Source organism: Paenibacillus sp. ClWae2A, assembly GCF_032452295.1.
In the GTDB taxonomy this organism is placed as follows: domain Bacteria; phylum Bacillota; class Bacilli; order Paenibacillales; family Paenibacillaceae; genus Paenibacillus.
Window position 1 is genome coordinate 481,590 of record NZ_JAULSQ010000002.1, and the last position, 26,221, is coordinate 507,810.

14 protein-coding genes are annotated in these 26,221 nt (G+C 44.1%); 3 read left to right on the top strand and 11 right to left on the bottom strand.

Annotated elements, in window-relative coordinates:
* Positions 1-85 precede the first annotated feature (85 nt).
* Positions 86-1,201, top strand: coding sequence for an FAD-dependent monooxygenase (locus tag QVE09_RS08205; RefSeq protein WP_315936421.1), 1,116 nt, complete (start codon positions 86-88; stop codon positions 1,199-1,201).
* 115 nt (positions 1,202-1,316) lie between these two features.
* Here the strand turns inward: QVE09_RS08205 and QVE09_RS08210 are convergent, their stop codons facing one another.
* From QVE09_RS08210 to QVE09_RS08260, 11 genes are all read right to left on the bottom strand, one after another.
* Positions 1,317-1,544 (bottom strand): hypothetical protein, encoded by a 228-nt coding sequence (locus QVE09_RS08210; RefSeq protein WP_315936422.1) that lies wholly within the window; start codon positions 1,542-1,544, stop codon positions 1,317-1,319.
* A 216-nt stretch (positions 1,545-1,760) separates the two neighbouring features.
* Positions 1,761-4,337: a beta-mannosidase gene (locus QVE09_RS08215; protein ID WP_315936423.1), complete on the bottom strand. Its 2,577-nt coding sequence runs from the start codon at positions 4,335-4,337 to the stop codon at positions 1,761-1,763.
* A gap of 90 nt (positions 4,338-4,427) precedes the next feature.
* Positions 4,428-6,014, bottom strand: a complete 1,587-nt coding sequence (locus QVE09_RS08220) for a helix-turn-helix domain-containing protein (protein ID WP_315936424.1) — start codon at positions 6,012-6,014, stop codon at positions 4,428-4,430.
* On the bottom strand, positions 6,011-7,792 hold the full coding sequence (locus QVE09_RS08225) for a cache domain-containing sensor histidine kinase (protein ID WP_315936425.1): 1,782 nt from the start codon (positions 7,790-7,792) through the stop codon (positions 6,011-6,013). The genes QVE09_RS08220 and QVE09_RS08225 overlap by 4 nt, the downstream gene beginning before the upstream one ends.
* Before the next feature lie 30 nt (positions 7,793-7,822).
* On the bottom strand, positions 7,823-8,698 hold the full coding sequence (locus QVE09_RS08230) for a carbohydrate ABC transporter permease (protein ID WP_397387018.1): 876 nt from the start codon (positions 8,696-8,698) through the stop codon (positions 7,823-7,825).
* Between the two features lie 14 nt (positions 8,699-8,712).
* Positions 8,713-9,594 (bottom strand): carbohydrate ABC transporter permease, encoded by an 882-nt coding sequence (locus QVE09_RS08235; RefSeq protein ID WP_278295830.1) that lies wholly within the window; start codon positions 9,592-9,594, stop codon positions 8,713-8,715.
* A gap of 100 nt (positions 9,595-9,694) precedes the next feature.
* Entirely contained in the window at positions 9,695-11,008 is a 1,314-nt protein-coding gene (locus QVE09_RS08240; RefSeq protein ID WP_315936426.1) for an extracellular solute-binding protein, read from the bottom strand.
* 258 nt (positions 11,009-11,266) lie between these two features.
* Positions 11,267-13,351, bottom strand: a complete 2,085-nt coding sequence (locus QVE09_RS08245; protein WP_315936427.1) for an acyltransferase family protein — start codon at positions 13,349-13,351, stop codon at positions 11,267-11,269.
* 574 nt (positions 13,352-13,925) lie between these two features.
* Entirely contained in the window at positions 13,926-14,486 is a 561-nt protein-coding gene (locus QVE09_RS08250; RefSeq protein WP_076318443.1) for a flavin reductase family protein, read from the bottom strand.
* Between the two features lie 98 nt (positions 14,487-14,584).
* Positions 14,585-18,688 carry an NACHT domain-containing protein gene (locus QVE09_RS08255; RefSeq protein ID WP_315936428.1) on the bottom strand — a complete coding sequence of 1,368 codons (4,104 nt, stop codon included), beginning with the start codon at positions 18,686-18,688 and terminating at the stop codon, positions 14,585-14,587.
* A 278-nt stretch (positions 18,689-18,966) separates the two neighbouring features.
* Positions 18,967-22,701: an LAGLIDADG family homing endonuclease gene (locus tag QVE09_RS08260; RefSeq protein ID WP_315936429.1), complete on the bottom strand. Its 3,735-nt coding sequence runs from the start codon at positions 22,699-22,701 to the stop codon at positions 18,967-18,969.
* 526 nt (positions 22,702-23,227) lie between these two features.
* Between QVE09_RS08260 and QVE09_RS08265 the strand changes: the two genes are divergently transcribed.
* Together QVE09_RS08265 and QVE09_RS08270 are read left to right on the top strand one after the other, a co-directional pair.
* On the top strand, positions 23,228-24,991 hold the full coding sequence (locus QVE09_RS08265) for a DEAD/DEAH box helicase (protein WP_315936430.1): 1,764 nt from the start codon (positions 23,228-23,230) through the stop codon (positions 24,989-24,991).
* 3 nt (positions 24,992-24,994) lie between these two features.
* Positions 24,995-26,176, top strand: a complete 1,182-nt coding sequence (locus QVE09_RS08270; protein ID WP_315936431.1) for a YqhG family protein — start codon at positions 24,995-24,997, stop codon at positions 26,174-26,176.
* Positions 26,177-26,221 lie beyond the last annotated feature (45 nt).

Consider the following 26,221-nt stretch of genomic DNA (forward strand, 5'->3'; position numbering starts at 1 on the left):
TACTTTTAGTTACTTAATGATTTTAATAAATCTGTTGTTATAAAGTAAACAAGAGCCATCAATATATTGCAAGGGACTTATGCACATGAATCAGAATTTACAATCACCATTAAAAACGGATGTTTGCATTGTGGGCGCTGGGCCCGGCGGTGCCTTACTTTCTTATTTACTGAATCAAAAAGGAATATCCACGTTGCTCATAGAGCGGCAACCCCACCTGCACAAGTCGTTTCGCGGGGAGCTGCTTAATATGGACGGAGAAGCGATTCTTAATAAACATGGTCTATATTCACTCATTCAGGAACGCGGAGCACTGCCATTGGAACAGATACAGTATTGGGAGAACGGGAACATTATTCATACCGTTTTGCCAGGCAATGGAGAATCTCATGTGGGTATTCATGTCCCCCAAGATCATCTTCTGGAAGCCATCGTGTCGCATGCTCAGCAGCATAGTTCCTATGAACAAGTACTATTCAATACGATGATGACCGGTTTGCTACGAGACAAGAACGGCCAGATCGTTGGTATTAACATCCGGCAGAACGGCGTACCCGCCTCCATCGAAGCGTCTGTTATTGTTGGTGCTGATGGCAGATACTCTGCTGTACGCAAACATTCCGGTTTGACCCCCGAGATTCGCAAGCACGGGTATGATCTGTTATGGGCGCGCATTCCGGCACCTGTAGGTTGGGAACCCGCTGTTCGAATGGCCAGCATGGATGGTCAACAACTCGCACTGTTCTCACAATTCGGCGGTTATGTTCAGATCGGATGGAACATCCCCGAAGGAGCATACTCCAAGCTGCGAGAGCAGCCGATTGCTCCTTTTGTAGACAAACTTGTATCCGCCTTTCCTTGCCTGTCTGATTCTGTTGCTGCCAACATTCAGAGCTGGAGTGATTTTGTTCTGTTATCTGTCGAAAGCAGCTATAGCCAGTCGTGGGCACAAGACAATGTTGTACTCATCGGTGATGCCGCTCATACCATGACGCCAACCGGTGCATTTGGACTTAATGCCGCGCTCGAAGATGCGGATGTGCTCTCGGAAATACTTGTCCAAATGGCTGCAGATCAATTCAGTTCTACTGCACAACTTCAGGAACTTCAGACGATCCGCGGGGCAAAGGTACAGCAGCAACTTGCTCGGCAAGTGGAGATGGAATCCTCTTTCCAACAGCGTTATGAATCGTTTCTTTAAGGCCCGATAATGCGGAATTCTGCCGACATACACAAACAGCCGATCACTTCCTCATGAAGAAGAATCGGCTGTTTGGCTTGTTGGTTTATCTTTTTATGTAATTCCGCACCCTTCTTCATTTTCGTTTGCGTGGAGCAAACGTGTCTTCTCTGGGTGCTTCTTGTACAGTATCAACGTCCTTCGGATAGGATGAGATGTTATCTTTTTCATATACTGCTTTCTCCAGATTACTGACGCGGCGCAGTACTTGTTTGCTTTTACGAACAATATATACAATACCAATAATCAACAGGATCAGCATCAGCATGAATATAACCATCTCCGGATAAAAGACAAATGACATAAAATGACCTCCTTTTGAAAACGATTGCTTTCCATCATTCTAACCTTAATATGCCAACATGTGAACCCGATTGGACGTTTCGCTTGTGGAATAAGGACAGGATCACCTGACACAACGACATGAACTCACCTGCTGCAAAAGCAAAAAAAGGTGGCATCCCTGATCAGGATGACCACCTTGAACCTCGAATAAGATTCGAAGTCTATTATTATTATTTTATCCTTCTCTGCCGTTCATGGCACTGACCCGAAGTTCCGTCAGGGGCAGAGAAGACTGCTCTGGATGACGCAGTCTTACCGTCCGACTCTCGCCGGGGAGCAGATCAAAATAATTGTCGCTGAATCGGACACGCCCAAGGGGAAGCTCCAGCTTCACCAATCGTGCAATCGCCCCACTGGCCGTAACCGTTACAGCCTGTTCCTCTTCATTCACATGTACACTCAATTGAGATTTCGGCAATGCCACATCCTTAGGATCACGCAAGAAATACCGATTAATCGGCGCCGCAAATCCTTCGGATACCAGCTCAACCATTACTTCCTCCGCACGTCTGCCCTGTAGCACCTCTGCTTCAGTTAATTCAACAATACACAGTGAGGATTGTGATGTTACTTCAACAGCATGTGCGCTGGAATAGATCTTCTCTCCATGTAATGTATAAACATTGAACCGAAGCTCGCCATTCAGCACGTCCCGTGTATCGTTCACGACCCACAATGCAAGCGGCTCCCCCGGCTCATGCTCCAGTGACAACAGGACAGGATGAAAGAATATTTTCCCGTAATAAAAGGATGCCTTCGGTAGCAGTTCATAATCAATCATGGACCAGCTTGTTCCTGGCCAACTGTCGTTCAATTGCCACACGAGCGCACCGCTGTTACGGTGATTGATGCGGCGGAAATGTTCAACTCCATAGCGCAATCCTTCTGCTTGAGTCAGCATGGAATAATTCATGTACTCCTCTATATTTTGCGGAATGCCTGTGTAACCTTCCATCAACAAAATACCTTTTTGGTGATTGGTATCCTTGTTACGGTAGGCCATCTCTGGACTGCCCCAGTAAAACTGCCCTGTGGGCATATTTTTCTCCAGCGTGTAACGATTGGCAGAAGCATGCATACCAAATTCACTGCTGAACAACGCATGATCGTTTTTGTAATTTTTGAACGTCACACCTTCGATACTGTAGTCCAGCAGCGGTGGCTCTCCTTGCTTCCTTGGATAGACCGAGCCATGCCATACCTGCCAGTTGTGACGATCCCCGACATCGGGATCATTGGCGTCCTGACCGTTGCTGTCCCCGAACGGCGAAGAAGGCCAGTACGGACGTGACAGATCCAAGCGATCTAACACTTCAGGGATCAGCTCATGATAGATCAGTTCTCCATAGAATGGACTAGTAATATCTCCACTTGCAGACTTCATATCATAGAGCCAGTCTATTTCATTATTACCACACCAGATGGCAAGCGAGGCACGGTTACGCAGGCGCAGGACATTGTTTTCTACCTCTTGCCGTACATTATCCATGAAATCACGATTGAAATCCGGGAACAACGCGTTTGCGAATGCAAAATCCTGCCACACCAACACGCCTTGCCGATCACACTCATCGTAGAAGACATCCTTCTCATATATACCACCCGCCCAGACGCGCAGCATGTTCATATGTCCTTCTACCGATAGCTCGACAAGCTCCCGATACCGGGAGTTCGGGATGGCACCAATCAGATGATCAGCCGGAATCCAGTTGCCACCCTTGGCATATACTTTGACTCCGTTCAGAATAAAAGTAAATGCATCCTCACCCCGTTCATTGTGAAGAGCCAGTTCAATCGTTCGTAACCCATAAGGCTCGCTATAACGATCCACCTCAATGCCATCTGCGTACAATGTAACCTCAAGCGTATACAGATAAGGCTCACCCAGATCATGGGTCCACCATAACTGAGGTGATGTGACGTTCAACGTGATATCTGCCTTGCCACCTTCTACAGGTAGCTCAGTGGCATTTGCTGCCTCATGTCCGTTGCGATCCAGCAGACGAACATTACAGGACGCAACCACAGCCTGTTCACGTTTCTGTCTGCTACGGAAAGACAAGACGGATTTCACATCCGCCGTGACACGCAAAACAGCCATCTCAGTACTGACTGATTCCGTGCGAGCATACACATTTTCCAGCTTGGCGATTGTTCGTTTTTCCAGCCTTACCCCACCCCAAATGCCCACCGTAACCATACGTGGACCCCAGTCCCAGCCAAAGTTCATCGCTGCTTTGCGCAACCATGGCCGTTCCTTCGTATACGAGGACCAGTCAAAGGTTTCTTTGTCCCGGTGATGCAGGTGTAGCGGATCGAACTTGACAGCAATCGCATTCCAGCCGCTGCGTACCAGAGACGTGACGTTAAAAGTATGTGACATAAGCATATTTGCCGTTTTTCCAACTTCATGGCCATTCACATATACCGTTGCAAACGTATCCAATCCTTCAAACACCAATTCAAAGTGCTCTTCCGCCTCTGCATCTCTCACCAGATTGAAGGTTGTGCGGTACCACCATTCCTTTTGCTCAATCCAGCGACTTTTGGCATCATTATGACCGTAATAGGGCGGATCAATGATACTGCGCTCAACCAGTGCAGCGTGTACATCGCCAGGCACTTCAGCCCCAATCCAGAAACGGTCATCCAGCGCAGCATCTGCCACATCCATTGCCCGTTTCTCCCCAACTTCAAAATGTTGTATCTTCCATTGTCCCGATAAATCCTGACTTGAACTATGGGTCTTCATCAGTACGCCCTCACTCTCCAATAACCCTGAGTAATAAAATATCGAAAACGTTTGCAGAAATGCAAGACATGTTTCCTAATCTGCTCATTTCTAACTTCCCGAAGGTTTGAACGACAACGCCTCTTCGCGATATTCACTCGGGGTTTTGCCCGTATGTTTTTTGAACAGTCTGCTAAAATATTTCACGTCTTCATAGCCGCTGATTGCAGCGACTTCGCTGACCTTCGCTGGAGACACCGCGAGCATATCCATCGCTCTTCGTATACGCATATCGGTGACAAAATCTCCGAAGGTCACACCCATTTCTTTTTTAAACAATTCACTGAGGTGACCCGGATGCAAATGAACATGTCCAGCTACCAGCTGCAAATTAATATCCTGCGCCAATGAAGATTCAATATAACCGATAGCCTTCTGCACATGGGCAGCCTGTCCCTGACCCATTCGGCTATGATAGACATGCATCAGACCATACAGATGATGAAACAGCATATCCCCGAGCTCCGCAGCCTCGGCATCCGGTTCCGGCAACCAGGGCTCGAGCCTTGCGGGTTCTTCACGCCCTGTGGCTCGCATTGTGCGAGTCAGCCAGCGATGACCTGCAATAACGGCCGAGTGCAGACAAGCACTGAACGATTCTGGTGTGACCTCCGGTTCTGTAATCAGATTAGCCACAAGTTCCCGCGTCCATGTCGTTAACGTGACTGAATCATTATCCAGCAATATTGTTCCAAGTCTGGTCTCCTCTTCGTGCGTAAGTACCGTTTTACCACCTTGGCGATCCTGAACGTGCTTATAATGCCATACTTTATAATCCATCAATCCCCGATAGCGGAATGCAGCTGAAGCAGTTCTGTAACTTTCATGCAGATCTGCATATCCATGCACAGGCAGACCTACCGCTGCGCGCAGGGTGCACTTCAACAATTGTTCCACCCGACGTAATGCACTCTCCAGCCTGAACGGATATTCCTGATCCACAGGCGGCCATGAAACTACACAGATAATTTGCTGTTTCTCTACATGAGCAATGGCACCAGGTAGCATATCCTCCAGGGTATTCTGCACTGCAAATCGTAATAGCGCATCCGAGGATTGATCCCAACCCTCTGCTCGAAGAACAATGACTTGTCTGAGAATCTGTTCATCATCAAGGCCTTCAACCGCTGCCTCTAGTCCAGCATCAGATCGCAAAAATGAAGGGAAATGCCCCGAAGCGGTGTCACCATCAATGATCCACCCGGCAAATAACCTCTCTCGATTCTCCCGCATAAGCTGTCCCTCTCTGGACTTCTCTGCCCAACGTTCCGTGATTCGCTGTTTGGCCTGTAACACGGTTTTGATAATCTCTTCCGGCTTGCTTGTTTTGAGCAGATAATCTGTAACACCTTGGCGAATCGCCTGCTGCGCATAAGAAAAGTCATCGTATCCGGACAAAATAATGACCTCCAGTTCAGGTAGCAATCGCAGGCTCTCTTCAGCCAGTTCCAGTCCTGATCTGCCTGTCATCCGAATATCCGTCATCAGGATATGTGGACGTTCCTCAGCCAAACGTGTTAACGCCTCCTCTGTCGAGGCAGCAGGTTGAAGTAGTTCAATTCCGAGTTCATGCCAAGCGATAACGCTGGCAAGCCCTGTACGGATAATTACTTCATCATCAACAATTAATAGTCTCATGGCGACCCCTCCAAGATTGGAATGGAAAACGAAATCCGGGTACCTCCCCCAACCCTGCTGTCTACTTCAAGCTGTGCATCCGCTCCGTAATGGAGCAGCAGCCTCTCATTCACATTGCAGAGCCCATAACCGCCTTGGTTTAGCTTTTTATCCGGCTGTTTTCCCTTCCATTCCCTAATGCTTATCCTTAATTGCTCCAGCCTGTCCGGCTCCATGCCGACACCATCATCCAGCACCAGCACATTCATCCGTTCATTATCCGGGTCCTTGCGAATCATTATGGTGATGGTACCCACCCCTGCTTTGGGCTGAATGCCATGAATCATGGCGTTCTCAACGAGCGGTTGCAGTAACAACTTCAGCATCATTCGCTTCTCAAGCGCTGGATCTACGATGTAATGCAATACAAATTGATCAGGGAAACGAATCGACTGCACACGCACATAATGGCGAATATGAGCAATTTCCTGTTCCACAGGGCAGTAATCCTGACCATTGTTTAAGCTGATGCGCAGAAAATCACTCAGGCCCTCAACCATATCCGCGATCCTCTTTTCTTCAGACATCAAGGCAATCCAGTGAATCGAAGAGAGCGTGTTATACAGAAAGTGCGGGTTAATCTGCGCCTGAAGCACGCGAAGATCCGCCTCTTTTTTGCGAGCTTCACCCCGAATAACCTCTTCCTTCAATAACTGAATATGTGCACCGAGCAGATTGTAACTCTCCCCAAGCCTGCCGATCTCATCATCACTTTCAGATCGAAACAGCGGAAGAGGTCGTTCCGGATCAATTCGGGACAGATGTCTGGTAAGCACACGAAGCGGCCTCGTCACACGCCGCACAGTAAACCAGACCAAGCCAGCACTGATCGCAGCAGACATGGCAACGGCGCAGCCGGTCAGAATAAGGATATACCGATTCTCGGACTTGTACTGGTCAAATGGGACTGTTCCAACCAACGTCCAACCCGTTAATTCTTCAGGATAATAGAGCAGCGTCCGTTTATCGTCACCACTGCCATACGTGGTGGTTCCGCTACCGCCATCCTGAATCAACGTTGTGACCCCTGAATCGACATCCTCCAGCTTAAGTCCAAGCCGGGATTTGTCCATCGAAGACAGAATCTCTCCAGAACTGCCGATGAGTTCCAGTCTGCCTTCCCCTCTGCCTAATCCCAGAGCGGCCCATCCCTTGGATATGGCCTTCTCATCCAGACTTATGGCTAACCAGCCGATGGGCCGATAATCATGGATACTACGAATCGGCCGTACCAATGTGATCACATTTTGTATACCCGCGTAATTCTGCACCGGGTATACCCCCGTCCATTGTTTAACTGCTTCACCGCTTGGAACAGAGGGATACGAAAAGTTGGATTCATTGGATTCATACCAGGTAGCGGTCGACAATGTGGCATCGAAACGTCCCGGATATATGGCGATGTTGGCAATATATTTCTTGGAAGCAGCCAGATTGGTCATCCTGCCCAGGATATCCACCCGGTCCAGCTCGTGGTCCTCATTTTGGCTAAGATAGTGCTGGATATCCCGTTCTCCAATCAGGAAAATGGACAGGTTCTCGGCATCTTGCAGCATATAACGAAGATTCGCTTCCACCTGTTTTAGCGTATCCATGCCGGACAGTTTTGTTTTTTGCTCTGTAATGCGGGAAGAGATCAGAAAGGCGAACAGACCCAAGGCCAGCAATGGCACAATCATTGAAGCCGTCACGACGACCGATAGCTTCCTTTGTAACGAAGATGTGAGCCAGCGTGCCAAACGTTTCTCCTCCTCTGGATGCGCTTTCGCTTATCCTTTGACAGCTCCGGCTGTCATGCCTTTCATAACTTGTTCCTGGAATATGAGATACAAGATAATGGTTGGAATGACCGATAGTGTCATGGCGGCAAGTGTTAAGCCGTAATCGGTTTGATACCCATCCGCAAAGTTCGCAATGGCCAGCGGTAACGTTTTCAATCCGGTTTTGTTGATGAATACAAGCGCAAATGAAAAGTCATTCCACGCATGCAGGAAACTCAGGATCGTAACCGTAGACAACGCAGGTACGGACATCGGTAACATGATCCGGGTAAACAGCCCCCAAAGTCCTGTTCCATCAATAAAAGCTGCCTCTTCAATATCACGTGGAACACTTGTCAGATAAGCAGTAAGCACAAAAATAGCCGTAGGCAATGCAAAAGCCGTATAAGGTAATATTAAGGCCCAGTACGTATTTAACAGGGACATCTGTTTCATTAAAATAAATAAGGGGACAAGCGTACTATGGATCGGAATGAGCATGCCCACAACAAAGAAGGTCATAATTAACCCTTTCCAGCGAAACTGGAAACGGGCCAGGATGAAGGAAGCCAGCGCTGCAATAAACAGCGTCAGAATAAGTGATCCCACCGATACGATTAGTGAATTGCCAAAAGCAGTCCCCAGCCTGGAGCTTTCCCATGCATTGCTGAAATTGGCAACATTCCAGTTTTCCGGCAGTCCAAAGGGCCTGCTATAGAAATCTTCATTTGTTTTGAATGCACTAATCACGAGCCAGTAGAACGGATACAATGTTAAAATACCATAGACCGTTAGCAGCGTCCAAACAATTCCACTGCGGAGGCGGCGAATCGGATGGCCCGAGCCGCTTCGTGGTGATGGCATGGATACAGGTGTCACGCGCATGATACTCCTCCTCTCTATTGATTCTCTTTTCGTTTGCGACTGGTCGCCCACTGGCTTGTTCCGATCAGCAGCAGGGAGATCAGTACGATGGTTGTTGAGATCGCACTACCGAAACCATATCGGTATGTTGTAAAGGTTGAATTGTACATATACGTTGCAAGCAGTTCCGTCGCATGTGCCGGCCCCCCCTTGGTCATGATGTAGACCAGATCGAATGATTTCAGACTACCCGAAATACATAGAATGATCGCAACCTGAACCGTACCCCAGATCATGGGTAAAGAGACGGATACCAGCTTCCGGATTCCTGAAGCACCGTCTATTTTGGCAGCATCATGAATCTCGCCGGGAATATTCTGTAGTGCGGAGATAAAGATAATCAGATACAACCCGACAAAGCTCCAGAGCAGCGGAGGTACCAATGAGAAAATGGCAATCTTGTCATCGGAAAGCCATTGCAACTTCCAACTTTCCAGCCCCAGTGCGTCCAGCAGAAAGTTTAATATCCCGATCTGCGGATGATAGATATACTGCCAGATCATACCGATAACGACAGTGGATAACACCATCGGCAGAAATACGGCTGAACGCAGAAACCGCTGTAATGGATTGCTTTTGTGTAAGATGACCGCCAACATCAGCGCTAACGGAATTTGTCCAAATACCGATGCCAACACAAAAATAACGTTATTTTTCAGTGCCCGCCAAAATACAGGATCATGCCAGATCTCTACGTAATTATCCATACCAATATATTTGGAGGCCCCGATGCCGGACCAGTTGAAGAAACCGTAGTATGCCGACCATACGACAGGTACAAATACAAATAATGCATAAATAATGACTGCCGGGGCCAGCCCCAGCATAATAAAACGCCGACTGCGCAGTGCGTTCATCTGTTCACTTCCCTTCCATAAATGCCTTTACCAACTTAAACTGACCATGCCATCCATACTTAAAACCCCTCCCCTGCCGGGAAGGGGTTTTAACGAATCGTTACTGACTAACAGCATTGGCTTGAGCCGCCTGAATTTTGGCTGCAATGTCTTCGGCCTTACCGCCCATTAGCAACTCTTGCAAAGCATTGTTAATAACTTCAACCGTTGCCGATCCCAACTTGGAATCGTATACAGGCGTAATCTTTACTTCCTGCATCAGATCATATAATTCAACAAACAAAGGATGCGCCTTGGTTTTGTCCAGATCAATCTTGTAACTTACCAATGTGCTGCTATCCAATGTGGCCTTCTGACCATCTGGTCCTGCCAGTGCGTAGAACAGCTCCATCGCTGCCTCTTTTTGAGTACCGCTCAGCTTTTTGCTTACACCCAATCCGGTTCCCACAACACCGGATGTTGTTCTTGGTTCTCCCTGACCTCCGTCCACTGGAGGAAGAATCGTAATATGTGTGTTGTTCAACACCTCTTCAGGTGCATTGTTCACCAGATTCGCCAAGGCCCATCCGCCGTTCATGACCATCGCTGCCTTACCTTGAAAATAAAGCTGCATCATCTGTGTCTCGTCGATACTGTTGAATCCATCCTGGAATGCTTTGGTGTTGCCAAGCTCCTGCATCTTGTTCAGGGCTTCAACAAATTGTGGATCAGTGAAGCTTGCACTATCTTGTGCCGCCGCTTTCAGGAACCATTCTGTGCCGGTAATCCGGTCAGCCAGGGTACTGAATATGGTCGATTGTGCTACCCAGTTGGCCTTGTTGCCAAGCGCCATAGGAATGACTTTATTTTGATTAAAAGTAGCAATCGCTTGTTCCAGTTCCGCCCACGTCTCAGGCACTTTCACGTTGTACTGTTTGAACAAAGCTTCATTGTAATAAATGAAGGAACTCGGCGCCAGATTCATGGGCACGGAGTAGATATTCCCGTCCATGGTGTATCCGTCCAGTGCATTCGGGATGAAATTATCTTTCCACTCCGGCTTTGCATCCAGCTCTGCATTAATGGGCTGTAACAGATCTCCTTTTACAAATTCCTTAGTCATGGCATCCGGCCACATCACGAACAGGTCGGGCATCTCGTTGGCAGCTGCCACCGTGCGAAGCCGGGTTTTGAGACCATCTGTTGGCAGGCCTTCATCCACAACTTCAATATCGGGATGCGCCGCGCGAAAATCTTCAATAATTTTGCGCATCGCAACCGCCTTTGCATCCTGTCCGGTCCAGTTGTGCCAGAGAGTGACGGTTACTTTGTCATTGCCGCTGCCTCCTTCTGAAGTGTCCCCGCCAGCACAGCCAGCCAGAATAATGGAGAATAATGTTATTGCCAGGAAACCTGAAAGCCATTTTTTCAACATCTCTATAATCCCCCTCGGCGATTTGAATACACTTATTGTAAATGGTAACGCTATCATACCGTAAGGTGACGATCCACGGATGCAGGGGTGAAAAATATCGGTTCCCCTGTTTGGGATTTACTTTGCTGACTTATTTGTTCATAACATATAAAAAGAGCCCTCACAATGAGAACTCTTTCTTGTTGCAGCCGTCGGTAGCTTCACCCCAGGCTATATATAATGAATAAGTGCTAAATCGTATTAAACATGGATTGCGTATTATTGGATACTGTTCTTCACCAGTTCTGCAAAAGCTTCGGACCCTTGCGTAGTGAGATGAACGCCGTCTTTTTCAAAATATTCGTCATGTCCTTCACTTGCACTGTTCCAGTCAATCAATGAGACATTGCTGTATTTGGATGCAGCCTCATTCAACGCCCTGTTCACCGTTCGTTCCCATGGACGAGGTACGCGCACAGTAACCAGATATACCTGATCCTCATCCTTCAGATAATCAAGCACAGCATTCAAGTTTTTGGAGTTAAAGGAACCATTCGTCCCGAGCTCCAGCACCACCTTGCTGCCCATTTGGTTGTTTCGCTTCAGCCCTTCCAATACATCACCAGCCTGCCACATCTGACGGCCGACATGTCCGTCCACGTACACTCCAGATATACTTTGCTCCAGATACGGTTTTGCATCCAAAATCACCGAATCTCCAATGACGGTATAATGAACCTTGCCATCTTGGGCAGGAGACGCTGTTTCTTCATTGTCCTGAGATGAATCAGGTGCATCATCCGTATCATCGGATTGATTCGCTCCGGCGTCATTCGGTGTATCATTCTCGTTAGTCACGGAGTCATCAGCCGGCTTATCTTCAGACTGACCGTCCTTGCCAGGATTCACTGAATTGTCTTGGTCACCAGGTTTCGAGTCTGGAGCAGACTCTCCTGTTGGCTTCTCATTTTTCCCCGGATCATCTTTCGTGCCTGCTTCCGGTTTATGGGTATGAGCATCGTTCTTTTGCCCAGAGCCTGACGTCGCTGTAATAGCTGGCAACACATCCTGTCCCTGTTCCTCCGCTACGGAATTCTCTCCATTCAATGTGTTGGACATCGATACTGAATGGGAGTCGGAGTTCGCTGCATGTGAGACCATCATCTGAGATACCGTATAGGACAACAGCAGAATTGTCATCAACAGCCCTGCCCGCTTCCACCATATGTTACGTATACCGATCGATGACTGCCCTCTTCCCCATAATCGGGACCAAGAATCACGGAATCCATTGTACCGAATCGGATTTTCAATATATTTAAGGGACAATGAGGCCAGTACAACCGTTGCAGCAACCTGTAAAATGATTCGTACAGGATGTGCTCCTCCCGTATCCACCGTGGGATTGGTTAAAATAATAACAGGATAATGCCACAGATATAATCCGTAGGATCGCTCTCCGATCCAGCGTAATGGCTTCGCTCCAATGATACGTGCCAGGAAAGACGATGGGTGAGCCAACACCGCTACCAGCAACGTTGTTGCAATAGCCTGAAGCACCATACCCCCTTGATACAGAAACGGATCATATTCACTGCTATTCAGCATCATGTAGATTAATAAAGCGAGCGCAGCAAGTCCCGACACATCGAGCACAAGCCGGTTCATGCCAGGCAGAGAGTTCGATAGCTTGCGACTAGGCCACACCACGGCAAGCGCAGCACCAGCAAGCAGTGCAAATGCCCGCGTGTCTGTTCCATAATATACACGGCTCGGGTCCAAATCTGGATTATACATGATGGCCATTGCGCCAGCAGATAATTCAGCTGCGACAACAATGAAGACGACCAGCCATCCCTTTCTTTTGAACACGACGATTGCTGCGATCAGTAGAAGAGGCCATATAAGATAAAATTGCTCTTCCACAGCCAGTGACCAGAAATGTCCAAACGGTGATGGAGGGCCAAAACTTTCGAAATAGGAAACGTTGTGAAAGATATACCACCAATTGCTTATGTATAATACACCCGAAACGATATCACCACGAAGCGCAGCAAGCCGGGATGGGTCTGTACAAGCCAACCAGATCATCACCACAGCTGTCATGGTCAGCATGCCAGGAAGCAAACGCCTTACCCGTCTTACCCAAAAATCACCGAGAGAAATGCGTCCATGCTCCTGCCACTGTGACACGAGAATATCTGTAATTAAATATCCCGAGAGAACAAAGAATATCCCTACACCGAGCAGTCCGCCCGGAATAAAATCCAAATTCAGATGATACGCGATTACCGCAAGTACAGCGATGGCTCGCAAGCCGTCAAGTCCGTTCATATGTCTCTTACGATTTAACGATTGTGACATGCATGCCCCTCCTTGTTAATGTGAGTCAACAACATCGGTGTTGGGGGCATAAAGGAACTCCTGATCGTTCTGGTTGTCATTAACATACGTATTGCACCTTCCATCTTTCATTTACAACATAAGAAAAGCTCCTGTTCGAAGCACTATCCGATGATGCTACATTCTGTGTGGATTCTATAATCTTAAAGAAGACGTATTGCCTGTCCATTAAGTTTGATTATTAAAATATTCTTTATATTCATTCGTAAGTTCACGTTTAGCATTATACGCCCGTATTAAGCCTTATACTTTACAGGAATAGTTACAAACGATTAAACCGATGTAACCTTTCCTGCCAGCTCATATAGCTGTAAAATCATACTCTAATTTTGTCGTTAAATATAGTACTTTTCATCGAGTGGCTAAAATTACCTGTCCCGCTTGCGCAAACCAGCATACCCACGCACACATCGATTGAAACAATTGAATTCATAACAAAAGGCTGCCGACTTGCTCAGCAGCCAATATCCATTATAAACCTATGTCAGACCGGATTGAAAGTTTTGCTCATAATTGCTTCTTCTTGCCTAGGACCCTAGAGGTGGAACGGGTGAATCTTTTCTTCTGTCCTCGCATCCATGATCCGGTATGCTGAACGCCCTGTGTACATTGGGATTTGCAACTTCTCCAGATCAACCATTCCGTTCTCCAGAAAGTACTTCTGATCCTGATATCGCTGCAATACTTCGCCTGCAATCCATTCATGGTCACCATATGTTGTAATCTCCATAACCTTGCATTCATAAGCAAAATAAGCGTCTGTCAAAATGGGTACACTTACCTTGATTCCTTCCTCATACGGAATGCCGAATCTTGTGAATTTATCCGTATCTCTCCCACTGAACGTTCCTGCAGCTTGAATCCACTCCGATCGATGACCTGGTAGGAAATGAACACCGAATACGCCACTCTTCTCAATGAGTTCATAGGAGTATGTTTCCTTACGAAGTGAGATGCCATATACGCCTGGTGATGACCCGATGTATGTATGCCATCCGGACGCCATCACATTCTGGACTCCCTCATGACGTGAAGTCACCACCGCTACCATTCCAGGATAAGAATAAAATATGGGTTCTTCTATCGGCTGACGCATCTAATCCCCTCCTTTTTTCAATTTGGATGAGAAAAATAACTGGATAATAAAATATAGTTATTTTCATCTCTTGGTATAAAAATTAATTAAAATATTCATTATTCGACAATTAACCCACTGCTTTTAATATAATTATGCAGAATTTTCTCATCGTTAAACAAAAGACTAAGTCGATAATTCTTTCTCCGGATTACATTAATATCGTTTTGTGGCAGAGGTAATAACGCACGATATCCATCCACATAAACTAATGAAAAACTGTCTATATTTATTCCGTTGTTCACTATTGTATAATCAACTTTATATGCATTAGAATCAGGGTGCTTTGTTGCCCAAGGCTCATCAAATGGGTACTCTTTATCAAATTCGAACCAAATAATTTTGATATTTGGATTTTTAAGATAAATCATTTCTTGTTTCTCATCATGGGATATCCATTCAATTTTCTTACTATTGACAACTAAATTGATTATTTCAGATATTTCGTTTTCTTGAAGTTGATTAACTAAATAATAGTCTTTGTTAGGATATACTAGAGCCTTGCATAATAAAAATAATTGATGGATATATTTTCGAGCCAGATCATCTTTTCCAAGGATGGAAAATGCAGAAATCATATTGATTAGTCCATATCTTCCACCTTGTTTTAATATAAAAGTAATAATTTGCTCTTTTGTACTATCATCATCTAATAGTGTAGATGTGACTATGTGAAAATAGTTATTAATCTTACCACCATGTTGTTCAGGGAAAGACGCTTTTTTCAATACTTCAAAGATCTGTGTCAATTCACTATCCACAGATTTTTCGATCTCCACAAGTGTTTTCCATGTGTTAATTTTAGAATAATTTATCCCATGAATTTTACAACTATAGTACTCATTCAATTCAGTAGGCGAGATATTTTTCAAATCTACTGTAGGTGAATCTGTTTCAAAATTACTAAATATATCAACTGACATTTCGTTATAGATATCATTTAATATAGGCGAATCGGGAATACACAATTCTAAAACGTATTTAAAATATTCAAGATTTCCTCCTTGATCAGTTGTTGATTTCATAATGGTTAACATTGAATACGTTTCGTTTAGCAAAACTTTTAACTCAGACTCATCAAACCAATTACTTTGATGTCCTAAAAAAATACACCTTGGTAATAAATATGATATTATATCGTCTTTTCTGAAAGCAGGTCTGTAGATACTGTTATTGATTGCTTTTAGCAAAAACTCGTCAACTTTTGACATATCGAAGCAGGACATCATTGCTGCAAAAAGATAATTACTATCGGTGTTAGTATCATAATAGGATAGGTTCTTTAGTTCTTCTTCATTAATATTAACTAACATTTTTATGTTGGTTATACTTTTAAACAAGGTTTTATTCCTTAGAAATACATTGTATAGAACTGTTGTTATAGAAATCACACTTTTATAGTCCAGCAAATTTTTCAGGAATTTTTTAAGCTGATTCTCATCAAACTCAAATCTAGATATTATCTCTCCTATTAGTTGAGAATTGTTATACGAAAACCAATTATCATAAATGAAATTATATTTTTTCACACAATCTATGATTAATTCCAGAACACCCGATTTGTTTTTTTGAAAATCAATAATAGTTTTTCTGATCTCAACACCTAGAGCATATTCACGAGAACATAGTCTTTCCTCATTCTCTAACAAAATCGTAATATAGCTATTAGCCTCAAGATTACGTTCCCATGTTCCGTAATGATTTTTATTTACTTCATTGAATCTTTCCATCAAGAATTTTTTATCTTCAGTTCTACTTCCAGCTAACAAATTATGAACAATAATTGAGTTGAGCTTATAGATTGGTTTTGTAGAACTATTGAGTCTCTCTCTCAAAATATTCCTTAGTTTTTGAAGCGTTTCTCCAAATAAATAGTATATATTTTGGGTTCTTAGAAGTGTAAAGCATAATACCTCTAGAAGATCGTTACCCAGTTCAGGTATAATTTGCTCCAATTGATCCACGTAAAATTCGAGACCTATTTCGAAATAACCAGAAGTTTTCATCGCACTATTTTGTCTATATAGATAATTTAGCTCAGAGTCAACATTTTCAAGATTAAATTTACTAATCACATTAGTATATATTTTTTTAAATGAAGCTTTATCTTGTTTACATTTGTAAAACCAAAATGCACAAGGATTCAATTTATAAGCTTCTTCTTCAAAATCATCACTTAAATTGTATTCCGCTTTTAGGAATAAACGAATATCTACATTCTGACGAAGAATATATTTTTTAATGAAATCCCAATAATTATTTTGAGAAAGAAATGATTTAATCCCGATTCCTTGGTTATTCATAAATGATTTTAGATCTTTGTATTCTTTAGTACAAATGACATCTACTAATTTGTCTGATTGTAGATAGCTTTCATCACCAACACCATAATCACTCCTCTGGCCAATTAATCCATTTTTAAAATGGTACCAGTAATCTCTCCCTAAGTAAGCTTCGAAGAAACGTAGAGACAAGTTCTTAAGAATATCTCTATTTCTAATACTTTCTTTCAATTCTTGGAAAAGAAAAATATTGAGTACAAAATCTTTGTCTGGAAACAAACCCAATTCTCTCAATAAAAATGGATCATTATAAAAATTATGTTTTATTTTCTTATAAAGAAAGTACTCATCAAAACGTTTATGCTTATATGAGTATCTAACTTGAATTTTCTCTCCATGGGCTACATCAAAAAATAATTCAGATAGAGAATTAATTATCGAATCTATTTCATAGTAGGTGAGCTTGCTGTACAACGTACTAATAATATTCTGAAAATCATTTACGGTTAAATTGAGGCTGTTATTTAACTGTAAAAAATAGGAGACTTCTTGAAGTATTTCCTCTATACTAGTAATCTTTACTTCAGGCAAATTCAAATTTTTAATTTTTTCCGAGCTATTTAATAAGCTATAAAAAGTCTGAGAAATCAAATCAATTTTAGTTGTAGAGTCATCAACATTTTCAATATACTCCCATAATAAATTCACTGAAAATATGTCATCAATCTCTATTAGCAAACTCTTGATCTTACTTTTGACACTTTCATATTTTTCGCTCTTAGACTGTACTGCTTTAGCAACAAAGTATTTATCAATAAATTCATGATTTAAAGCATCAATTTGGTAAACTTTCGGATCAATTTCCCTATATAAGAACGTCAAGTTAGGAGAATTTAGTCGTGAAGACACAATGATATTTTCAGTATTTTTTCTTCTTTTTAGAATTTTTATAAAAGAAATAGTTTTATCAACATCTGAAATACTAATTTCATCTAGCCCATCAAAAATATATAAGCATTTTTGTCCATTATCACCAAAAGGAATTGAATAATCTTTCAATCTGTTTCTAATAAGTGATTCTAAATCACCCATTATACATTCTCTTAATCTAATATATATAGGTATAGGAATAGATTCATTTGAAACTTTATTAGTTTGGAAGTAGTTTTCTAAAAATTTTTCCGAACTATACACATAAATTTTCTTTAATATTTCTGTCTTTCCAGTACCGGCATATCCCAGAATTACACTGAAATTATTATTTAGAATTTCCTTCTCAATCTTTGTATACTCAAAGCCATTAATAGATATATCTAAAAAAGAGTTTGATTTCAAAAAAGTTTTTTCTTCTACTGTTACGGAAGAATCAATAAATGCAATTTCATTTTGCGAAGAAAAATACATACGATATATATCATGATTCTCAACTTCATTAAGTATATGGGTAAAGTTTTCTTCCTTAATCCAATGTATAGTTATATTCATTCTTCTAGCTTCTTTTTGAATCATAACTCTTGATGTTGTTAATTTATCATTTAACAGTTCTTCGCTTGTACATTCTGGTTTAATATTTAGATTTGAATAGATATAGATCTCATCTAGTTTTCCATTATAGAGAGTGAAAGCTTTTTTCAATGAATTATATACTTGGTCATAAAATAAAGTCGAATTATGACTTGTAGAATATTTACATTGAAATCCATAGAATTTTTCACCTGATTTTACAGGTTCTGTTTCAAGACCTGTCTGGTTATAATTCACAGAAAATTCATACCCGCTTATTTTAAATTCACGCATAAATAAGTGTCTACACATTCTTTCAAACGCCTCTTCTTTATCAGCATTTTTAATATTAAATTTGTTCCAGTTTACATCAAACATAAAATCCTCCTAAAACTTTTATATCAAACGAGCTTCATATTTAGATGGTTCATATAGAATATTTGTATCAACGTCATTTACAGAGTTAATGCACGAAGATAACTAAGTAAGTTGTATTTATCAAGTATTGGAGCTTAGCTATCCTTTATTTATAACCTAATAAAATATTAGACCATTGTAAAATATCAAGTTATGGTACTGTAGTTCGATTAATTACAATACTAAAGTACCATAACCAAAACAAAATATATGTCGTTAATTGTCGTTCTAATTGAGATTTAATTGCATTTACTGTACCCACAGTTACTGCATGTTCTGCATCCTTCCACATTCATCAGGGATGCCGAGCCACATGAAGGGCATAAATCTCTCGATTCGGTAAAGGTTTTCTGATCCTCCACATGTGGATAAGCGCTCTTCACTTGGTTCTGTTCTTTTGATGCTCCAGTTTCATTCTCCTGCAAATTGCTCTGTACATGACTTTCCAATGCTTTGGCGACTGCATCAGCAATTGATTCCACGCGGTTAGCTCCAAAGCCAATCGCGCCCGAACCACCGATTCCCTTGAGATGTTTGATCAACAGTTCAACCTTGTGCCCGTGATCTCCGTATCGAAGGAACAGAGAGCATACTCGACCGAGTGCTTCAGCCATCGCGAACACGTCCGATCCCGCTTTGCCCACGTTCAGGAAGATCTCACCCGGCGTTCCCTCCAGATCATTGATCGTAATGTAAGCCATGCCGAATGGCGTATTGATTTTGTATGTCGCACCGCGCAGTACTTGAGGACGGCTTCTGTATTGTTTATCCAGCACTGTAGTAGAGGAAGGGACTTCATCTAAAGAATGGATGTCAACATCAACCCCGCTATTGGAAGCTCCCACAGGTGACTGCCCTTGCTTCTCTTCCGCTTCCCCCGTGTTCTGATCTACAGTCTGGGACTCCTCTTCCTTCTTCGAAGTGGACAACACCTGCACATCTCTGCTGCCGTCACGGTATATGGTTACACCCTTGCAGCCAAGGTCGAAGGCAAGTTCGTACAACTCAACCGTATCCTCCACTGTAAAATCAGCCGGGCAGTTGGCCGTCTTCGAGATTGAGCTATCCACCCATTGCTGGATCGCAGCCTGCACCCGAATATGATTCTCAGCCGACAGATCCATCGCTGTCACATAATAGTCTGGTAAAGCTTCACCCGGATGCTCATCCAGCCAATCTTGTGCAATCGGTACGAACTGTTCATCATAACCCAGACGGCTTTGACGGAAATACTTGAAGGCGAAATACGGCTCAATACCTGTGGATGTACCCACCATCGTACCAGTACTTCCCGTTGGCGCCTGAGTGATCAGCGTGACATTTCGAATGCCCTGTTTGCGGATGGCCTCTCCCACTTCAGGGTACGTCGCAACCATGTTTTTCATGAATCCACTCTGTAAATACGATTCAGCTTCGAAAGCTGGGAAAGCTCCCTTCTCTGCTGCAATCTCTGCCGATGCCAGATAGGCCTCCTTCGCCATGAATCCATACAGTTTATCCAGAAATTCAAGAGATTCAGGACTGCCGTATCGAATACGCAGCTTAATCATCAACTCTGCCAGTCCCATTGTGCCAAGTCCAACCCGACGTTCACGCTGCTGATTCAGTCGATTTTCCTCAAAATGATATGGTGTTGCATCGATGACATTGTCCAAAAATCTAGCCGAGATACGAGTGGTTTCCGCCAGTTCATCCCATGCCACATCATGATTCATTTCATCGTAGAATTTGGACAGATTGATCGCTGACAGATTACATACACCCCAGCCAGGCAGGCCTTGTTCCCCGCAGTTATGAGCAACAATTCCACCAGCGATCAGGGAGTGAGTCACAGGCTCAGTTATGTCATATACAGTTACTTGCTCTCCCTTTTCTATTTTTTTAACTTTCGACATATACTTTTCTGATTTTCTAGAAGGTCTGGCGATTCGTTCTAAAGCATCCTGTTTTCTTGTTACATATTTAAAACCAATCTTCTCTTTAAACACAAGTAAATTGTTCCCTGACACGACCAATTCGTAGAAACCATTACTGGAATATGTCCTGTGATCTCCATCTTTTGTTGTGTATTTAAACATGGCTTGTGATGACTTAGGGCGTGCGTAAATAGAGCTGTTGATTCCATAGTTCAGCAAAAGTAGTTGAACGCCCTGCAATAGTTTTTTGGAAGATGAAGTCAATCTTGCGGTACGATGCATCTCATCTCTTTCGTATACAGTACCATCCGCACTAAATAAAGCCTGTAAAAAAGCCGTAATGGTTTTTTTAGATGAAGTAAATATCATTTCTGGAACTTCCTTCTCAGGTCCCTTAACTGCCTTCACACCTAATCTTACAATTTCTTCAATCAGCTTTTTGCGCCACCAATACACTTGTTTTGTTCCATTCGTTCTTTGATATACTTTTGCTCTTACGCCTGATATTTTTTCTCCAGCATCAATCAACCGTGGAATAACTTCCTCATCCTCTGCACCAAAAACCATACCAACCTCACCACGCTTAGAGACCCAGCCATCTCCGGTTAACCATCCCAGGAAAAGTCCCCATTCCTCTCCTAGCTGATCTTCCTTGGCAAAAGCTCCTTCGGCCGATTGGATATAGATATAGTCTTCGGAGGTCAAGTCTTTAGCTTGTTTCCAACCTGAATTAGTATATAACTGATGGTCAGATGTCACGCTAATTTCCAATCCATTTTGAAGGTGAATTCTTAACGTCTCTTTTATTCCGGTTGGATAAACGCTTGCTGTTCTCAAATGCAATCCCGGAATTTCATATGATCTGCCACCTACAATCTTTGCCTGCTCAACAAGACGATGATCTGTTCCAACTAGAAATGATTTGCCTGCTGTCCGGTTATATAGTTCTTCTATTGTTATAAGTCCGTATTCAGTTGTAATTCTGGTCTTTGGATGAAAACAAGGATTAGTACAGATGATCGGGTTAAAGTACCAGCTGTTGGACATCTGGTTATAGTACTCCATGAATACTACACCAGGCTCTGCTGATTTCCAGGCTGATTCAATAATGGTATGCCAGATTTCGCGCGCCTTCAGTGTACGATAGTGCACGACCGAATGACCTGCGGCTTTCCACTGCTGGATATCCCCGTTCCACTCGGTGTCGTAGTCCGGATCGTTCGTATCGGGGAAAACCAAATCCCAATCTCCGTCCTGCTTGACAGCCTCCATAAATGCGTTGCTCACACATACAGACAGATTGGCATTGGTCACCTGCCCCATCGTTTGTTTCACGGTAATAAAATCAAGCACATCCGGATGCCAATCATTCATCATCAGCATGAGCGCACCCCGGCGGCTTCCGCCCTGTTCAATCAGTCCCGTCGTATAACTGAACAATCCGCCCCACGATACGGAACCGCTGGATGATCCGTTGACACCTTTCACCACCGCTCGGCGAGGACGCAAAGAGGATAAATTAATGCCAACGCCTCCCCCTCGTGCCATAATCTCCGTCATCTCGGTCAAGGTTTTCATGATGCCTCCCCGACTGTCTTGCGGAGACGGAATGACATAACAATTGAAAAGTGTCAGCTCATCGCTTGCCCCCGCGCCCGCAGCAATGCGGCCTCCGGGTACTAACTTCCAATCTTCCAACACGGAGCGGAACTTGGACTCCCACGTTGCCCGCTGATCGGCTTTGGATTCGACAGAAGCCATCGCTTTGGCAAGACGGTCCCACAGCTCTTCCGGTGTTTTTTCTATGTTGAGTGTTAGTTTTTCCACGTTTGTCTCGATCATCTCTCCGCTTCGAGTCCTTACTTGTACGAGCTGACCCTGACGTTCAATGATTTCGCCCACTTCCTTGGTTGGGAACTTGGGATCATCCTTCGTTAATACCAATACCACATCTCCGACCTTGGCATGATTCGAATCAGCGTCCTTCCAGGCGTATCGGTCCAGAAATATTTTTTCGCTGAGTCCTTCTAATTGGTACGATCGTTGGTTCGATTTCATCGCTACGTTCAACCTCCCCTGAATAAGGCTCCATTTTCATTATAAGAGTAAATTATGATGAAACACCACATATAGTGATTTAAACTAAGTATAATACACCATATATTGATTTTCCATATGACTTTTATCACAGACCTTATTTTATAGACTCCCCTGCTCGGACAAACTTCTTCACACACCCTCATACGCATGAATACGATATCTGTGAATTTTTTGGGACAAAAAAAACACGTGCCTTTACTAAATTTCTGGGTTCAATATAAGTTAAACTAATCATTTGCACGTCAACGGAGAGGACAGAAAAAACCTGAAAAAGCGAAGCGTTCGCCTTTATCCCCGGATTTCCCCTCCAGAAAAGGGAATCAAAGAAATCTGGGGATAACAGCGATTGGAAGGTTATTCTGTCATCGTAGTGTTCGTGCAAATAAACTGTAGTTCAACTTATATAGTTATGAACTGACTCTCATTCGTCCATACTATTACCTACGAATAAAACGTCATCACGTATGGCAGGGGAGGAAGCACCATGAACCGGAAAAACCCGCACCACACGAATCAACCAGTAGCCGAACTGCCCGTTCCGTTGGAATTTGATCGGAGCTGGATCAATCAGTTGGAATCACGACTGGATAAAGGAGGTCCTTGGGGGGATTATCGACTCTTCCAACTGGGCATCCAAGCCGAAGAAACCAATCTGATTCCCAATTTTGACGAGATCCAGTGTTTGAAGCATCTACAAGGCCTTACTCCACTCCCTCACCAGATGGACACTGCACGCAGAGTATTATTTGAAATGTCAGGCCGGGCCATTCTCGCCGATGAGGTGGGTCTTGGCAAAACCATTGAAGCCGGTCTCATTCTTAAAGAATATATGGTTCGGGGTCTCGTATCCAAGGTACTTATTCTCGTGCCCGCTTCTCTTGTGCTGCAATGGGTACGGGAGTTGAATTCGAAATTCGGCATCCCTGCCATTGCCCAGAAAAAGGCCTATTCCTGGCAAAATGAAGTGGTTGTTGCTTCCATGGATACAGCCAAACGTGATCCGCATAAAGATATGCTGCTGAATACCGATTACGACATGATTATTATTGACGAGGCCCATAAGCTCAAAAACAAGAAAACAACCAACTATCAATTCATGCTGAAATTGCGCAAAAAGTATTGTCTGCTGCTCACAGCTACACCTGTGCAGAACGATATGAGCGAGTTGTTCAATCTCATCAACCTGCTGAAGCCCGGTCAACTGGGTCGTCAGGGTGACTTTGCGGCCAACTTTGTCGTTGACAAACGAGTTCCTAAAAATCAAGAGCAGCTCAAGAACGAGTTGTCCAAAGTCATGATTCGTAACCGCCGCGGTGAAGGCCCCGTTCAATTTACCAAACGGAACGTCTCCAACGTGAATCTGCAACTATCGCCCGAAGAACAGGCGCTTTATGATGGCGTGACTTCCTTTGTCAAAGACCAGTACCAGGAAGCTGGCGGCAATCTGAGCAGCATGCTCTCCCTTGTTACATTGCAGCGTGAAGTGTGCAGCAGTCGGGATGCTGTATTCGTGACGCTGGTTAATCTGTCGAAGAAACTTCCGCTGGACTCTCCCCTTCGGGACAAGATTTGGGAACTCGTTGCCCATATTAAAGCGATCAAGGAAAATACCAAAGCCGAGAAAACGATGGAACTGGTTCGGAACATGAATGAAAAAGTAATTATCTTCACCGAATATCGGGCCACGCAGGAATATCTGCTAAACTATTTCCGCAACAATGGGCTTACAGCTGTACCCTATCGGGGTGGCATGAATCGAGGCAAAAAAGACTGGATGATGGATCTCTTCCGCGGGCGTGTGCAGGCCATGATTGCAACCGAGGCAGGTGGCGAAGGCATTAATCTGCAATTTTGCCATCATATGATCAACTTTGATCTGCCTTGGAACCCTATGCGGGTAGAGCAGCGGATCGGTCGGGTACACCGGCTTGGACAGCAAAATGACGTGAACATCTTCAATTTATCCACGACCGGAACAATAGAAGAACATATTCTGAATCTGTTGCATGAGAAGATCAATATGTTTGAGATGGTGATTGGGGGGCTTGATGTCATTCTGGAACGACTGGAGAAGAAGGAGTCCATTGAGAAAAGTTTGTACAAAATCATGTTGGAGTCACAAACGGATGAAGATATTCGCCGTAAAATGGATTCACTTGGACAATCGCTGAACTCCATTCAACGTGAGGTTGCCGATGAAGGCCCTGCCGTATCCGGGTTGTTAGATCTTCGCAAAGGAGGTAGTTGACCCATGACCATGTCTCCCCATGAAGTGCAGGCATATGTTCTCACCTATCTGGAAGCACTCGATTGTCAGATTATGGAGCGTTCGCCTGCCCATGTTACTGTTAAACTTTCGCCTGAGGCAGACAAAGCGCTGACCAATCGCCCCTATTATTGGGGGTTCGTGGAGCGAACCGGAGCACCCGCTGAGACGATGTCCTTTACATTTATATTCGATCCTGACAGTTATCAGCAGGCCATTGAAGCAGCAGAAGCCAAAACAGCGCAAGCATCACCTGACCCTGCTCAAACGAATGGCGTAACCAACGGCATTCCTCAAGGCGAGCCACCGAAAGAAACCATTCTGGGCCGTTATTTCGGCATTACTCCATCCATGCCACTACTGGGACCAGGAAGGATATTGCGTGAAGAAGTGGTGTATGGCAGTCGCAGGCTCCAACAGATTTTCGGCGCAGCGCGTGAAGGCGGTGCCTTCGTAAACCTGTTCGAACAGGCTGCCAAACGGCAATTGCGCGCTACAGCGCCAGCCGTATATGAGCCTTGGCTCGGTGTCTGTTTCAAGGTGGAATTCGCCTGTGATTTGAAACGGGAGGAATTGCATTTTCTCGGCATCTCCCTTCGCTCGGGTGAAATTATAGAAAAATTCGGCACCAAGCTGAACCGACGTGATCTCAGTCCACGTCTCGCGGAGAACATGCATGTACAGACAGCTAAAGTTTCGTTATTTGATGCCGGAGCTGCTTTGGAATCTCATTTGACAAACCGCTTGCTGGAACTCGATTATAGCTGGGCAGAGAAAGCCCAAGAGCGGCTTGATCTGGAGCTGGACGTGCTGGACACCTATTATGAAGCGGTACTTCGAGAAGATACGCCTGAGGTAGAATCAACAGGTAACATAGCCTCAGGCACGGAGAATGTCCATTCTAACCGCACGCCACCTGTACCACTGAAAAACGTTCTGGATATAACTAACGCTAAACCCATTGGAGCAGATGTAGAACTGGCCGCAGAGGCCGTAGTACCGATCGACACCGAGACAGATACCGAAGAAGAGAAAGCAAAACAGGCGGTAATAGATCGTGAAGCTATGAAACTGCAGTATGAGACACGCCGGACCGAGATGATCTGGCAATATGAACCCAAAGTGAAAGTGACTGCCATTAGTAGCGGCATGTTTCACTTAAGATAGACGAAGACACTACTTTTCCTGCAAATGCTGGCAAAAGTAGTGTTT